The sequence below is a fragment of the Exiguobacterium sp. TDN 0502 genome, from assembly GCF_050846835.1.
Lineage (GTDB): Bacteria > Bacillota > Bacilli > Exiguobacteriales > Exiguobacteriaceae > Exiguobacterium_A.
The window spans coordinates 116,240-131,076 of sequence record NZ_JBOZGJ010000002.1 but is presented as its reverse complement, the minus strand read 5'-3'; the positions used below and the strand labels follow the sequence as shown (position 1 = coordinate 131,076).

Annotated in this window: 17 protein-coding genes; all 17 read left to right on the top strand. The window is 48.0% G+C overall.

Annotation, left to right across the window (positions count from 1 at the left end; all coding sequences use genetic code 11):
* Window positions 1-5: 5 nt before the first annotated feature.
* From ACRPK8_RS03845 to ACRPK8_RS03765, 17 genes are read left to right on the top strand one after another with little or no spacing between them, the layout of a single operon-like run.
* Window positions 6-1,115 carry a flagellar hook-length control protein FliK gene (locus ACRPK8_RS03845; protein ID WP_432237010.1) on the top strand — a complete coding sequence of 370 codons (1,110 nt, stop codon included), beginning with the start codon at window positions 6-8 and terminating at the stop codon, window positions 1,113-1,115.
* Entirely contained in the window at window positions 1,108-1,578 is a 471-nt protein-coding gene (locus tag ACRPK8_RS03840) for a flagellar hook capping FlgD N-terminal domain-containing protein (protein WP_432237009.1), read from the top strand. Before ACRPK8_RS03845 ends, ACRPK8_RS03840 begins: the two co-directional genes overlap by 8 nt.
* On the top strand, window positions 1,578-2,432 hold the full coding sequence (flgG, locus tag ACRPK8_RS03835) for a flagellar basal body rod protein FlgG (protein WP_432237008.1): 855 nt from the start codon (window positions 1,578-1,580) through the stop codon (window positions 2,430-2,432). Before ACRPK8_RS03840 ends, flgG begins: the two co-directional genes overlap by 1 nt.
* Window positions 2,429-2,665, top strand: a complete 237-nt coding sequence (locus ACRPK8_RS03830; RefSeq protein WP_432237007.1) for a flagellar FlbD family protein — start codon at window positions 2,429-2,431, stop codon at window positions 2,663-2,665. The genes flgG and ACRPK8_RS03830 overlap by 4 nt, the downstream gene beginning before the upstream one ends.
* A complete protein-coding gene (locus tag ACRPK8_RS03825; RefSeq protein WP_432237006.1) occupies window positions 2,640-3,089 on the top strand; it encodes a flagellar basal body-associated FliL family protein in 450 nt (149 codons plus the stop codon). The genes ACRPK8_RS03830 and ACRPK8_RS03825 overlap by 26 nt, the downstream gene beginning before the upstream one ends.
* A gap of 9 nt (window positions 3,090-3,098) precedes the next feature.
* Window positions 3,099-4,082: a flagellar motor switch protein FliM gene (gene fliM, locus ACRPK8_RS03820; RefSeq protein WP_432237005.1), complete on the top strand. Its 984-nt coding sequence runs from the start codon at window positions 3,099-3,101 to the stop codon at window positions 4,080-4,082.
* Between the two features lies 1 nt (window position 4,083).
* Window positions 4,084-5,202, top strand: coding sequence for a flagellar motor switch phosphatase FliY (fliY, locus tag ACRPK8_RS03815; protein WP_432237004.1), 1,119 nt, complete (start codon window positions 4,084-4,086; stop codon window positions 5,200-5,202).
* A gap of 13 nt (window positions 5,203-5,215) precedes the next feature.
* Window positions 5,216-5,581, top strand: coding sequence for a response regulator (locus ACRPK8_RS03810; RefSeq protein ID WP_029342063.1), 366 nt, complete (start codon window positions 5,216-5,218; stop codon window positions 5,579-5,581).
* Window positions 5,578-6,069 (top strand): flagellar biosynthetic protein FliO, encoded by a 492-nt coding sequence (locus ACRPK8_RS03805; RefSeq protein WP_432237003.1) that lies wholly within the window; start codon window positions 5,578-5,580, stop codon window positions 6,067-6,069. Before ACRPK8_RS03810 ends, ACRPK8_RS03805 begins: the two co-directional genes overlap by 4 nt.
* The gene (gene fliP, locus ACRPK8_RS03800; RefSeq protein WP_047393818.1) at window positions 6,066-6,734 is read left to right on the top strand and encodes a flagellar type III secretion system pore protein FliP; all 669 of its coding nucleotides are present in this window, start codon (window positions 6,066-6,068) and stop codon (window positions 6,732-6,734) included. Before ACRPK8_RS03805 ends, fliP begins: the two co-directional genes overlap by 4 nt.
* A 13-nt stretch (window positions 6,735-6,747) precedes the next feature.
* On the top strand, window positions 6,748-7,020 hold the full coding sequence (gene fliQ / locus ACRPK8_RS03795) for a flagellar biosynthesis protein FliQ (protein WP_023468705.1): 273 nt from the start codon (window positions 6,748-6,750) through the stop codon (window positions 7,018-7,020).
* Window positions 7,017-7,784 (top strand): flagellar biosynthetic protein FliR, encoded by a 768-nt coding sequence (fliR, locus tag ACRPK8_RS03790; protein ID WP_432237002.1) that lies wholly within the window; start codon window positions 7,017-7,019, stop codon window positions 7,782-7,784. Before fliQ ends, fliR begins: the two co-directional genes overlap by 4 nt.
* Before the next feature lie 4 nt (window positions 7,785-7,788).
* The gene (gene flhB, locus ACRPK8_RS03785) at window positions 7,789-8,880 is read left to right on the top strand and encodes a flagellar biosynthesis protein FlhB (protein ID WP_432237001.1); all 1,092 of its coding nucleotides are present in this window, start codon (window positions 7,789-7,791) and stop codon (window positions 8,878-8,880) included.
* A 14-nt stretch (window positions 8,881-8,894) separates the two neighbouring features.
* Window positions 8,895-10,919 carry a flagellar biosynthesis protein FlhA gene (gene flhA / locus ACRPK8_RS03780; protein WP_432237000.1) on the top strand — a complete coding sequence of 675 codons (2,025 nt, stop codon included), beginning with the start codon at window positions 8,895-8,897 and terminating at the stop codon, window positions 10,917-10,919.
* A gap of 2 nt (window positions 10,920-10,921) precedes the next feature.
* A complete protein-coding gene (locus ACRPK8_RS03775; RefSeq protein ID WP_432236999.1) occupies window positions 10,922-11,956 on the top strand; it encodes a GTP-binding protein in 1,035 nt (344 codons plus the stop codon).
* Window positions 11,953-12,807, top strand: a complete 855-nt coding sequence (locus ACRPK8_RS03770) for a MinD/ParA family protein (protein WP_432236998.1) — start codon at window positions 11,953-11,955, stop codon at window positions 12,805-12,807. Before ACRPK8_RS03775 ends, ACRPK8_RS03770 begins: the two co-directional genes overlap by 4 nt.
* Before the next feature lie 21 nt (window positions 12,808-12,828).
* Window positions 12,829-14,832 carry a chemotaxis protein CheW gene (locus ACRPK8_RS03765; RefSeq protein WP_432236997.1) on the top strand — a complete coding sequence of 668 codons (2,004 nt, stop codon included), beginning with the start codon at window positions 12,829-12,831 and terminating at the stop codon, window positions 14,830-14,832.
* The last annotated feature ends 5 nt before the right edge of the window (window positions 14,833-14,837 follow it).

Sequence of the window (14,837 nt, the reverse complement as noted above, 5' to 3'; positions counted from 1 at the left end):
GCTGAATGAATCTAACGGAAGTCACACACACGCCTTCTCCAACCGGAAGTGGCGGAACAGGAAAACAGGGAGAGGTGACGGTGATCGGAGGTCAGTTCGCCTCACTCCTTGATTATCTGACGAAGATGCCGACGACCATGCAGATGGCGACAGACGCAGAACCTGTAGAGCAGGCGACAGAGGCGTCACAGTTACCAGAATGGATCCAGCAACTTGCAGATCAGCCAGACGAGCTTCTCTCTTTACTAAAACAGCCGGAAATAGAAGCTCTCAAACAGGAACCAAAAAAGATGGAACAACTGTTAGCTTTCGTCAAACGATTACTTGAGGGTCATGTCGAGCAGGCGAACGAGCAGTTTGAACAGCTGCCGCCGCTCCTGCAACAATTCGTCGTACAGACTATGACAAGCGATACGGTGAAAAATAAAACAGATATGACGAATGGTCTAAGACAAAATTCGGTCCACGCCGTCGAAAATCGTGTTTCAGCATTGCCTGTGAAACACACGCTACCGCAATCAAACGTTTCTCAGGAAGCTGTCAAACCAGCTGTCTTACTTGTAGCCGATCAGACGACAGGGAAGACACCACTCCCGGTGACATTTGACTCACTCCTGCGGAAATCGACGATGCCGATTGACCCGGAAGGAAAAGTCGTACCATTACCGATGAGTCTGCCTCTTTATAAAGGAGCCCATGTACAAACGATTCGCCCAGTACCTCTTCCTGTTCCGGAACAGGTTCAACAACGGATTGAAGCTGCATTGCAACAAGCACCGTTTTTAAAGGGGGCTGACGGATCTACTCGATTGTCGATTCGTCTGTATCCTGAGCAGCTTGGAGAGGTCGTTGTTCAACTTGATCGAAAGGAGGGCGCTCTGACCGTTAAACTGTTTGCAAGCACCGAGCAGGCGAAGCAATCGATCGAGCAACAACTCGGCAAACTGCAAACCGTCTTGCATCAGCAAACACCAGTCGTCAAGATCGAGACAGGCATGCTTGCTTCAAGCGCACGCGAGTTCCAACAATCTTTTACAAGAGATCAGCAAGAACAAGAAACCCCTTACCAGGAAACACCTGCTCCGGTAGAAGAAGAGGAGGAAGAAGATGACTGAATCAATCAAAACGGATAGTAGTTCCTTCCAGCTCCCAGAAAAATCACAGGTGCCGACGAATAAAGCGATGGACAAAGATATGTTCATGAAAATCTTGATTGCGCAACTCTCGAATCAGGATCCGACGGCACCGATGGAAGATAAGGATTTTATTGCTCAAATGGCACAGTTTTCATCACTCGAGCAGATGCAGGCAATCGGAAAGACGATGGATACGATGGTACTCAATCAACATGCGACGGCACTTCTATCCTACAGTAATCTGATTGGTAAGAACGTCAGCTACGAAGCAGAGTCGAAAACGACCGATGCTTCCGGAGTCGAACAGACGACGACCGTCGAAGAGACAGCCAGTGTCGTCAGCGTAAAGCGAGATGGACTGGATGTCGTGGCAGAGCTATCGAACGGAAAACAAATCAGTGTATATGAGTTGACGCAGATTCAATCGAAGGAGGAAAAATAATGTTACGTTCAATGTATTCAGGAATCAGTGGGCTCAAGAACTTTCAGACGAAACTTGATGTTGTCGGGAATAACATCGCCAACGTCAACACGTTTGGTTATAAAAAAGGGCGTGTAACGTTCAAGGATCTCGTCAGTCAATCGGTCGGTTCATCGTCTGGTGCAGGTGGGAACGTCGGTGGGACGAACCCGAAACAAGTTGGTCTTGGGGCATCGATGTCGACGGTCGACAACGTCTATAACCAAGGGGCGCTTCAAAATACCGGTCGTGTACTAGATGTCGGGATTTCTGGAGAAGGATTCTTCCAAGTCGTTACGGCAGAAGGAATCCGCTACACCCGTTCAGGGAACTTCTATACTGACCTCGACGGGAATCTGGTCACGGGTGATGGAAACTACCTAATCGGAAGTGACTCACAAGCAATTGCTGAAGGGGATACACCACCTGTTCCGCTTCCTGAATCAGGTGGGAATGGTTTCCAAAAATTAAAAGTTCCGACGGATGCTCGAAACTTATCGATCGGGAAGGACGGACTCGTAACGTACGTTGATACGACAGGTGCGTTGCAAAACGTCGGTTATATCACGATCGCGAACTTCGCGAATGCTGGAGGACTGGAGAAATCAGGTGTTAACGTATTCGCGGCATCACAAAACTCGGGTCCTCCGGTACTCGGAACACCAAGTTTGAATGGGATGGGACAATTGACATCGGGAACACTTGAGATGTCGAACGTCGATTTATCAGAAGAATTCACGGAAATGATCATCGCTCAGCGTGGATTCCAGGCGAACACACGTATCATTACGACGTCTGACCAAGTACTTGAGGAATTGGTCAATCTGAAACGATGATTACGCTTACGACGCTACGTAACGCTCCTCTTGTACTGAACGCGATATTAATTGAATCGGTGCGTGCCACGCCGGATACGACGATTCAATTAGTCGGCGGACAGATTTATGTCGTAAAAGAATCAATGGAAGAAGTTAAAGCAATCGCAATCAGCTTTTATCAACAAATCGGATTAGCGGGCTTGAACAGTATGAGGAGGCTCGAAGATGGCCGAAGAAAAGAAGAAGAGTAAACTGAAAATCCCATTAATCATGATCATCGTTGCAGCACTGATGATCGGAGCAGGGTACATGATCATGAATTATTTCTTGGCAAGTGACTCGACGGAAGCAAAAGTCGAACAGCCGACGGGAGAAGAGCTCGATGCCCGTAGCCTGCAGACGGACGACTTGACGACGAACATTGCTGATGAACGGTTCTTGAACGTTCAATTTACGATCGTCACGGACGATCAGGCAACACGCGATGATCTGGAATTGCGTAAGTTTCAGATCAATAACATCATTTTGGGTGACTTGTCCGCGATGAAAAAATCGGACTTGGATTCAAAAGCCGATATGGAAAAGCTAGAAGAACGATTGCGGATGCAATTCAAGAAGCTGATCCAAGAAGGTGATGTCCAGCGCGTCTATACGACGAAAAAAATCATCCAGTGAGGTGTCAGCATGAGCGAAGTATTATCCCAACACGAAATTGACGCCTTGCTATCTGCCATCTCAAGCGGAGATATGGAAGTCGAGGAAATCCGGAGTCAAGAAGAACAACGACGTGTCAAAACTTATGACTTTAAACGGGCGCTCCGCTTCTCAAAAGACCAGTTACGAAACTTAACGCGGATCCATGAGCAATTCGCCCGTGTCTTGACGACGCATTTTTCCGCACAACTTCGAACATACGTCCAGTTCACGGTCAATACGGTTGAACAGCTGCCGTATGACGAATTCATCCATTCGATTCCGAATATGACATTGATCAACTTGGTGGATCTACATCCACTCGATGGAAAAGTCATATTCGAAGTCAACCCGAACATTGCCTATGCGATGCTCGATCGCTTGCTTGGTGGACCGGGTGAAGGAATGAACAAAATCGAAAACCTGACGGAAATCGAGACGCGTATTCTTACACAGTTATTCAAACGCGCCTTCGTTCAATACGGAGCGGCTTGGGAATCGGTGATGGAAGTCGAAGCCGAGTATGATGATTTGGAAATTAATCCACAGTTCCTGCAACTCGTCTCACCGAATGAGACGGTCATTCTCGTTTCAATCTACGTGACGGTCGGGGAAGTGAGCGGAACATTGAACGTCTGCCTGCCGTTCGTCACCCTTGAGTCCGTTCTTCCGAAATTATCAAGTCATTATTGGATGCAACAAGAAAAACGAACGACAGCAGATAATCAGGAGTCTGAACACATGCAAACCCAGTTGATGAGTTCCGTCGTCGATTTAAAAGCAGTGCTCGGCCAAACAGAGCTTTCGTTTGGTGAATTGTTACACCTCGAAGTAGGCGATTGTCTATCCCTGAAAACACGTGCTTCGGACGCCGTTGACGTCTTCGTCGATGACCGAAAGATGTTCAAGGCACGACCAGGACTAAATGGGAAACATCTCGCTTTGCAAGTCTTACAACGAATTGAGGAGGAATAACATGAGCGATATGCTTTCGCAAGATGAAATCGATGCGTTGTTACGCGGAACACCATCACCTGATGAACCGCAAGAAACAGACGCAACCGAAGTTTTAGATGATATGGAGATCGATGCGTTAGGTGAAGTCGGGAATATTTCCCTCGGCAATTCGGCTACGGCATTATCTGCATTGTTGAATCAAAAGGTAGAAATCACGACACCGCATGTCCGGATGATTTCGATGGAAGAGTTACGAAGTCGTTATCCGATTCCACACGTTGCGTTACGTGTCGGATATACGGAAGGCTTTGAAGGTGAAAATGTCCTGATTCTGACACAACGCGATGCTTCTGTCATCGCGAACTTGATGATGGGCGGTGACGGTGTCATCGACGAGTCGCTTGATATGGAACCGATCGCCTTGTCCGCCGTCCAAGAAGCGATGAATCAGATGATGGGAGCTGCCGCGACATCGATGTCGACCGTGTTCTCAATGCGAATTGATATCTCACCACCAGCAGTCGAGATTTTTGACTTTTCTCAGGAAAAGAGTATCGTTGACAGCTTTTCCTTATGGGAAAACATGGTCATCATCGAATTTGACTTGAAAATCGGCACGCTGATTGATTCGAAAATCGTACAATTGGCACCGCTTGATTTTTCAAAGCAATTGATCCAGAAACTTTTTAGTGCCAGTACGACGCAACAAGCACAATCAGCACAACCGACACAATCGGTTGAGCAACCTGCTCCACAACAACCACCACCGGCGATGGAACAACAGCCTATGGTAGAACCACCACCCGCACCAAAGGCGCAACCGGTAGGTGTCAGTCCTGTTCAGTTCAGTCAACTGAATGAAGCAGCGGTGGAAGGCACACCGGGGAATATCGGTATGCTGTATGACGTTCCGTTGAACGTCACCGTCGAGTTAGGGCGGACGCGCCGTTCTGTCCGTGACATATTAGAGCTGACACAAGGATCCGTCATCGAGCTCGATAAGCTCGCCGGAGAACCGGTCGATGTTCTCGTCAACAATACATTGATTGCAACAGGAGAAGTGGTCGTCATCGAAGAAAACTTTGGTGTACGGATCACAGAAATCGTAAATACAAAAGAACGTCTGCGGATGTTCTAAGGAGGAACTAATAATGAGTGCAAAAGTATTAATCGTAGATGACGCCGCTTTCATGCGGATGATGATCAAGGAAATCCTATCGAAGAATGGCTATGATGTCGTCGGCGAGGCAGAAAACGGTCGCGAAGCTGTCACGAAATATAAGGAATTGACGCCAGATCTCGTGACGCTCGATATTACGATGCCAGAGATGGACGGAATTTCTGCTCTAAAAGAGATCAAAGCATTCAATCCTGCGGCAAAAGTCATCATGTGTTCGGCGATGGGGCAACAGTCAATGGTCATCGATGCGATTCAAGCCGGCGCGAAAGATTTCATCGTTAAGCCGTTCCAAGCGGATCGTGTGCTAGAAGCTGTCTCTAAAACTGTCTCGTCATGAAAAAAGTGACTTTGCTGATTTGTCTCCTGTTTCTGCTCGCACTTCCTGTGCAGGCAGAAACGGTCGAAGAAAAATTGAATCCAACTCAGACCGATGCACCGACGACTCAGCAAGTCGATGAGAGTCCTTCCATGGCGTTGACCATCTTTAAAGGCGTCGTCGTTCTCGTCGTCTTGATTGGCGGATTCATTCTTGTAACACGCTTCATCCACGAACGGACACGAGGCGTCAGACAGTCTGGACGATTGACACATCTCGGTGGTGTGCCGCTCGGTAAAGACCGGTCGGTGCAACTCGTCAAGGTGCAGGATAAAATCTATGTCGTCGGAGTCGGTGAGAACGTCCAGTTACTGGATACACTCGACGATCTCGATGGATATGAGTCGACGGATTTCGTCGAGACGTCTTCGAAACAAACACCATCACCGTTTCTTGAGACGTTCAAACAACAACTTGAGCAGTTGCAAAAGAATCGAGGACGCTCATGAATACGATTGAAAATCTGATATCGCTTGATACACCGTCAGGAACGGCGACATCGATAAAACTGCTCGTCTTGTTGACGCTGTTATCGCTCGCACCATCTTTACTTATTTTAATGACCTGTTTCACTCGAGTCGTCGTCGTTCTCTCCTTTGTTCGTTCGGCACTCGGAACACAACAGACACCACCGAACCAACTGCTCGTCGGTCTTGCTCTGTTCATTACATTGTTCGTCATGTCTCCTGTCATTTCTGAATTGAACACGACCGCACTCAAACCGTATATGGCAGATAAAATCAGCCAGGATGAGGCGTTTGACAAAGCAGGGGATACGATGAAGCGATTCATGTCGAAACATACACGAACGAACGATTTAGAGTTGTTCCTGAAGTACGGAAACTATGAGAAGCCGAAGAAAATCGAAGATATTCCACTCGTCGCACTCGTTCCGGCGTATGCGATCAGTGAACTAAAGACAGCCTTTCAAATCGGCTTCATGATTTTCATACCGTTTCTCGTCATCGACATGGTCGTCTCAAGTGTATTGATGTCGATGGGGATGATGATGTTACCACCTGTCATGATTGCATTACCGTTTAAGTTATTATTATTCATTTTAGTGGATGGCTGGCATCTGATCGTCGAATCATTGCTTGTCAGTATGCGTTAGGGAGGGAGATTAGATGACACAAGAGATGATCATACAGTTGGCGAGTTCTGCCGTCTGGACATTGTTGAAAGTATCGGCTCCCTTGCTACTCGTCTCACTCGTCGTCGGTCTGCTCGTCAGTATCTTACAAGCGACGACGCAGATTCAGGAACAGACGTTATCCTTCGTTCCTAAAATCGTAGCTGTGTTTTTAGCTCTCGTCTTCTTCGGACCATGGATCATGCAGGAGCTTCAAACATTTACGATTGATTTGTTTAAACAAATCGCTGAGGTTTCCCGAAAATGACGCTTCTTTCTTTTCTGAGCGTCTTTCTGCTCGTGTTTGGTCGGTTGGTCGGCTTTCTCGTCGCAGCACCACTATTTTCGTCGAAACAATTACCGGCACAACATAAATTGGCGCTTGCAGCAGGTCTTGCCTACTTTGCCAGTTATACTGTTCGAACCGATGTCCGTGTAGAAGATTTTGATTTTTTCTTTCGGATGGGAACGGAAGTCCTCGTTGGTTTAGCACTCGGTTTACTCGCTAGTTTTTTACTGTATGCACCGCAAATCGCGGGATCGATCATTGATTTACAGATGGGTCTTGCGATGGCTTCCGCCTATGATCCGATGTTCGGCGGGCAATCGCCCATCATCGGCCGATTTTATTACATGTTGACGTTACTCGTCTTACTTGCTTCGGATATGCACTTGATTTTACTGGACGGAATCTATACCAGTTTTCAGATCTTTCCGCCCGGCAGTCAGATTGCCGTATCGGGGGAAGCGGGCATGAGTCTCGTCATCCGGGTCGTCGGTCTTACGATGCTGACTGCATTACAGATGGCAATGCCGCTCGTTGTCTCGTTGTTTCTCGTCGATCTCGCGCTTGGATTTTTAGCAAAGACCGCACCTCAATTCAATATTTTTGCAATCGGTTTTTCCGTCAAGTTGTTGATGGGGTATGCGATTTTATTTTTACTAGCGGGCGCGACGATTACCGGCATCGGGCGATTCGTCCCATTACTGCAAGATGTACTGGCGGACGCCATTCGATTACTAGGAGGTTGAGGAGATGCAAAATTATCGGTTACGCCTCGATCTTCAGTACTTCGCAGGTGAGAAAACGGAGAAGGCGACACCACGAAAACGTGACGATTCACGTAAGAAGGGTCAGGTTGCGAAATCAGCAGATTTGACGAGTAGCTTCATGCTTTTTGCGATGTTTCTTGTTCTTTATTTTTTCGGACCTTTTCTTGGAAGACGGTTCGTACTCGTCTTACAGGATGGGCTCAGTGCCCGTCAGGTCCTGCAAGCGGTAGAACAAGGACGGATTGAACAGATTCTGATTGAAATGCTCGTTCAAATGGGGATTTTAGTCGCCCCGTTCTTCTTGACTGCCGTCATCGTCGGAATTCTTGGAAACTTCGTTCAAATCGGTGCTCTATTAAGTGGTGAGGCGATTCAACCGAAGTTGGACCGGATCAATCCGCTCCAAGGGATTAAGCGAATCGTCAGCCTTAAGGCGCTTGTAGAATTCCTGAAATCGGTTTTTAAACTGCTCGTCATCGGTGTGACGAGTGGAACGGTCCTCTGGAACAACAAGATCGAGATTTCGAGATTGACCTCGGAACCGATCGGGGACGCTCTAGCTATCATCGGTCATTTGACGTTCATGCTTGGTTTATCTGTCAGCATTGCGTTGATCGTATTAGCCGTTCTCGACTTTGCCTATCAAAAATTCGATTTTGAGAAGTCGATTCGGATGAGTAAACAAGATTTAAAGGATGAACATAAGAACACAGAGGGTGATCCTCAAATTAAAGGGAAAATCAAACAACAACAACGGGAGATGGCGATGCGGCGGATGATGCAAGAAATACCGAATGCCGACGTCGTCATCACAAACCCGACGCATTATGCTGTAGCGATTCAATACGATGATGGAAAACATATGGCACCGATCGTCGTTGCCAAAGGTGTGGATGCTGTCGCGTTCCGGATTCGGGAGAAGGCGACAGCAGCCGACGTTCCTATTGTTGAAAACCGCCCACTCGCACGGGCACTGTTTGCTCAAACGGAGATTGGTATGGCAGTGGATGAAACGTTCTATCAGGCGCTCGCTGAAACACTCGCCTTTGTCTATCAACTGAAACAAGTCAAATGAAAGGATGAAGCATCATGAATATATCAACACGAGATTTAACGGTCCTTCTAGGCGTCATCATGATCGTCTTCATGCTCGTCATTCCACTGCCCGCAATCATGCTCGATTTTTTAATCATCATCAACATCTTAATTGCACTGATGGTCTTACTCGTTGCGATGAACGCCAAAGAGGCACTTGAATTTTCTGTATTTCCTACCCTGTTACTGATCGTTACGCTGTTCCGTCTCGCACTGAACGTCTCGACGACGCGATCGATCCTCTCAAACGGGAATGGTGGGGAAGTCATCGAAGCATTCGGTGACTTCGTCGTCGGCGGGAATGCCCTCGTCGGTTTCGTCGTCTTCTTGATTCTCGTCTTGATTCAGTTTCTCGTCATCACGAAGGGTTCAGAACGAGTCTCGGAAGTGTCGGCCCGTTTTACACTCGATGCGATGCCAGGGAAACAGATGGCGATTGATGCCGACTTGAACTCTGGAATGATTGATGAACTTCAAGCCCGGACACGTCGTCAAAAAATCCAGTCTGAAGCAGATTTTTATGGTGCGATGGACGGGGCATCGAAGTTCGTCAAAGGAGACGCGATTGCCGGGATCATCATCGTCATCATCAACTTGATCTTCGGGATGATCATCGGTGTCGTCCAGCAAGGCTTACCGATCACGGATTCAGTCAATCTCTATACACTACTGACGGTCGGGGACGGTCTTGTCAGTCAAATTCCTGCCCTGTTGATTTCGGTTGCGACCGGGATCATCGTCACCCGTTCGACATCCGACGGAAACCTTGGTGAGGATGTCATCGGTCAATTGACACGGACACCGTTACTCGTCGGAATCGCGGCTGGGGCGATTTTCTTACTCGGACTGTTCACGGCGATTCCAGATTACGTCACGATACCAATCGCTGCGTTATTCGGATTCTTCGCTTGGCGGATGCGGGAGACGACGAAAGTGGCGCAAGAAGAAGTGGCAATTGAAGAGGCGCCAGGTGAGAATCTTCGTTCGAGCGAATCGGTCATCTCCTTACTGAATGTCGATACGATTGAATTCGAATTTGGTTACGGATTGATTCCGCTTGCAGATGAAGCACAAGGCGGTGATCTACTCGACCGTGTCGTCATGATTCGCAGGCAGTTAGCACTTGAACTCGGTTTCGTCCTTCCGACGGTCCGGATTCGCGATCATCTGCAGTTAGCGCCAAACCAATACCGGATTAAGATTCGCGGAAGCGAGATGGCGAGCGGGGAACTATTGCTCGATCATTATTTAGCGATGAGTCCGGGTGTCGATGATCCAGAAATCCGGGGAATCGAGACGGTCGAACCTGCGTTTGGAATGCCGGCTTTATGGATTGACGAACAGACGCGGAGCCGAGCTGAAATGTCCGGATATACGGTCGTTGATCCACCATCTGTCGTCGCGACTCATTTGACGGAGCTTTTAAAAAAACATGCCGCTGAGCTGCTTGGTCGTGAAGAGACGAAACAACTCGTCGATCATTTGAAGGAATCTCATCCGATTTTGGTCGAAGAAGTCACGCCACAACTGTTATCGATCGGCGAGCTACAAAAAGTGTTCGTCCAGTTGTTGCAAGAGAAAATTTCGATTCGAAACCTGCCATTGATTTTCGAGACGCTTGCTGATTATGCAGCAGTCACGAAGGATAGCGAACTACTCGCAGAATACGTGCGCCAATCCCTATCCCGTCAAATCACGGAACAGGTCATGCAAGGAGACGTTTTGCATGTCGTGACCGTCTCAAGTGAGATGGAACTCGATATCCAGTCAGCTATTCAGAAGACGGAGTTTGGAAATTATTTAGCGCTCGACCCTGAGAAGGCTACTCGATTCATTGAAACACTTCAGGAACGCGCGATGGAGTTTGAACGTTACGGAGCACATCCGATCATCCTGACGTCGCCAAGTATCCGGATGTTCGTCCGTCAATTGACGGAACGTTATTTCCCGGATGTCCCGATTTTGTCATATAACGAATTGATGCCGACGATCGAAGTCAAGAGTATTGGGGTGATATAAGCATGATAGTCAAAAAAATCACGGCGGATTCAATGGGCGAGGCGATGGAACGAATCAAACGTGAGCTCGGGAAAGATGCCATCATATTGAATACTCGTCAGATCAAGGTCGGAGGATTCTTCGGTTTATTCGCCAAGAAAAAAGTCGAACTCGTTGCCTCGGTGGATGAACATGTACCGGTACCTTCCGTACCCATTCCCACTGCCGAGAAGACATCTGAGACAGTCCGTTCGACCGCAATCCGCCCATCAATCGTTACAGTCAGTGAGCGACCGTTACCGAAAGAATTACGACACTATGCACCACTTTTAGCAGAGCCAGCCTTACAACAGGTAGCAGAACGATTACATGAGCGATTATTAGCGACCTATTATCAAACGCAACAGACGGATTTGACCGAGCTCTTAAAAGAGGAGGTCGAAGCAAAGCTTCGAGTGGCCGCCTCCACTGCCCGATACATCATGCTGACTGGACCGACCGGTGTAGGGAAAACGACGACGATCGCGAAACTTGCGGCACACCATACGCTTCTTAAAAATCAACGCGTCGGACTCATCACGACGGATACATACCGGATTTCAGCTATTGAACAGTTGAAGACGTATGCGGATATTTTAGGAATTCCGATTCACGTCGCATATGACTTGGATGATTTCGAGCGAGCGCGGCAAGCACTACAGGAGTGCGATATCGTTCTCGTTGATACGGCGGGACGGAATTTTCTCGATGAAGGCTATGTCGAGCAGCTACAAAATCGACACGACTTTACAGAGACCGATGTCTTTTTAGTACTCAGCCTGACGTCGAAGTACCGGGACTTACTACAAATCCGAGAACGTTTCGGGAAGATACCATTATCAGGCGTCATCTTTTCGAAAGCTGATGAGACGAGCGAGTTATGGTCGATGTTCGGTTTGGCGGAAGAGACGGAATTACCGATCTATTGCGTGACGACCGGACAAGAAGTACCGGAAGACATTACGTTCGCGACCGCAGATGAATTATCCCGAATGATCGTTGAGAGAGGGATGAGATGATGCGAGATGATCAAGCACGTGTCTTACGTTCGAAAGTGACGGTGAAAGAGACAAAAACGATTGCGATCGTCAGCGGAAAAGGTGGTGTCGGTAAAACGAATGTCGCTGTTAATCTAGGTGTCGCCCTATCGCTACAAGAAAAACGCGTTTTGCTGATTGACCTTGATATCGGTATGGCGAATATCGGCATTCTGTTTGGAAAGTCTTCGAAGTCGTCATTGATGGAGTGTGTGAAGCGACGAGAATCGTTACAACATGCCATTGTTGAACAATCACCATCTCTTCATTTCATTCATGGTGGGAGTGGATTTGCCGAATTGACAAACTTGACGCCAGAGGATGTCACATTTTTACTTCGAGAATTCCAATTTTTCTATGAATATGATTTCGTCTTACTCGATTTAGGCGCAGGAGCGAATCATCAGACGTTTGATTTCATCAGTAGTGCGGATGAAGCCTGGTTGATCGTCACACCTGAACCGACTTCGATCATGGACGGTTATGCGTTCGTTAAACTGGCACACCATCATGCGACGGAATTACCGATTTCGGTCGTTGTCAACCGAGCGACGAACGGTGGAGAAGCGCTTGAGACGTTTGATCGGTTAGCGTTAGTCAGCCAACAATTTCTACAGAAATCACTACGGTTCACGGGGTTCTTACCGGAAGACCCAGCTGTCGTAAGAGCGGTAAAGGCGCAAACGCCATTTTACTTGATGGACCGGACGAGCGACGTCAGTTGGCGTCTTGATCACATCACGACATCTTTGACAGGAGTGCAAGTCAAGGAACGGAAGTTTTTGGATCGATTATTGCACCGGTTGAAACATCGGAAAGATCATGTCCGCTAAGATTAAAGGAGGGTATCAGTCATGGATTTAAATGAATATGTAGGATTGTTCCTCGATGAATCGATGGAACATTTACAGGCAATCAATACGAGTTTATTGGATTTCGAACAACGATTAGATGACGAGGCAGTCATCGATCAAATCTTCCGTTCCGCTCATACGCTAAAAGGAATGGCTGGAACGATGGGGTATGATGCCATTGCCGATTTGACGCATGAAATGGAAAGTGCCCTTGATTTGGTTCGATCAAAGAAGCAACCGGCTACACCTGAATTGATTGATGTATTATTCGTCGCTGCGGAACAGCTAGAAACGATGGTTGAAGATATTAGCCGTGGCGGAAAAGGGAAACTTGACGTCACGGAGACGGTCAGCCGCCTACAACGGTTCATTCGTGCTGATCAAGAGGAAGTGGCGCCAGCAGCCGCTGCTCCCGTCACTTCACGAGCATTCGAGTGTGACGTCTATTCTGAAGCGGTCGTCAAACAATCGGTTGCTTCCGGATACCTAGCTTATGTCGTTCATGTAGAGCTTTCGGCAGATGTCATCTTAAAAGCAGCGCGTGTGTATATGGTCTTTGACCGTCTCCAACAACTCGGTGATGTCATCTTATCGAATCCGACATCTGACGAGCTCGAACAAGAGCATTTCGAGACGACGTTTTCCGTTTTGTTCGTCACACAACAAGAGCAACAGTCGATTCAAGAGGCAGTCGCGTCAGTGTCGGAAGTCGCGTCAGTCATCATCGAAGCATTTGAGACGACACCGGAAGCGGAAGTCGCGACGTCGACATTACTGCAAGAATCTGACCCGGTCGTACCGGCAACTTCGACTCCTGCTACAGAAACATCGGAGCAGCCAGATGCACTGGCACCTGTCGCATCCAAGACGATTCGCGTCAACCTAGAGCGGATCGATCGTCTGATGAATCTGTTCGAAGAATTCATCATTGACCGCGGACGGCTGGAACGAATTGCAGCAGAAGTCGGTTCGCCAGAGTTAACGGATACGGTTGAACGTATCAAACGGGGAACGAACGAGTTGCAGTCACTTGTTCTGACGTTGCGGATGATGCCGATCGAACAGGTATTCAATCGTTTCCCACGGATGGTGCGCTCCGTATCGAAGGATGTCGGAAAACATATCAAGTTACATATCACTGGTGCAGAGACCGAACTGGACCGGACGGTCATCGATGAAATCGGGGATCCTCTTGTACACTTGATTCGTAATGCCATCGATCACGGTATCGAGAACAAAGCGGAGCGGATTTTAGCGAATAAACCGGTCGAAGGAAACTTATCGTTACGCGCCTATCACTCCGGTAACCGTGTCTTCATTGAAATCGAAGATGATGGGGCAGGCATCAATCATGAACGGGTAACGCGTATCGCCATTGAAAAAGGTTTGATCACAGAAGAAGAGGCAGTTCAATTGTCGATGGAAGAGGCATCGATGCTATTGTTCGCACCTGGTTTCTCAACAGCTGAAGAAGTGACGGATCTCTCAGGACGTGGAGTTGGACTTGACGTCGTCAAATCGAAGATTGAATCGCTTGGAGGTGAAGTCTTCGTTGAAACGCGTCGTGGAGAAGGAACGATTTTCCGGATCAGTTTGCCGTTGACGCTCTCGATCATCTCCGCGATGCTCGTCGAACTTGGACAAGAGACGTACGCGATTCCGCTCACTGCCATCATCGAGACGACGTCCTTACGGAAATCAGCCATCTTGCAAGCCCACCGAGAAAAAGTATTTGATTTCCGCGGACAACTCGTACCTCTCATCTCGTTGAATGAAGTCTACGGATTACCGCAACACGAGGCAGAAGCTTATTCCGTCGTCGTCGTGCGGAGCGGTGAAAAGTTAGCTGGACTGATTGTCTCAGAATTGATTGGTCAACAGGAAATCGTCATGAAACCACTCGGAAGTTATCTCGAAGGAATCCGAGCGATTTCCGGGGCAACGATCCTTGGAGACGGACAAGTCGCATTAATCATTGACAGCAATGCACTATTACGGAAGTGAGGGGA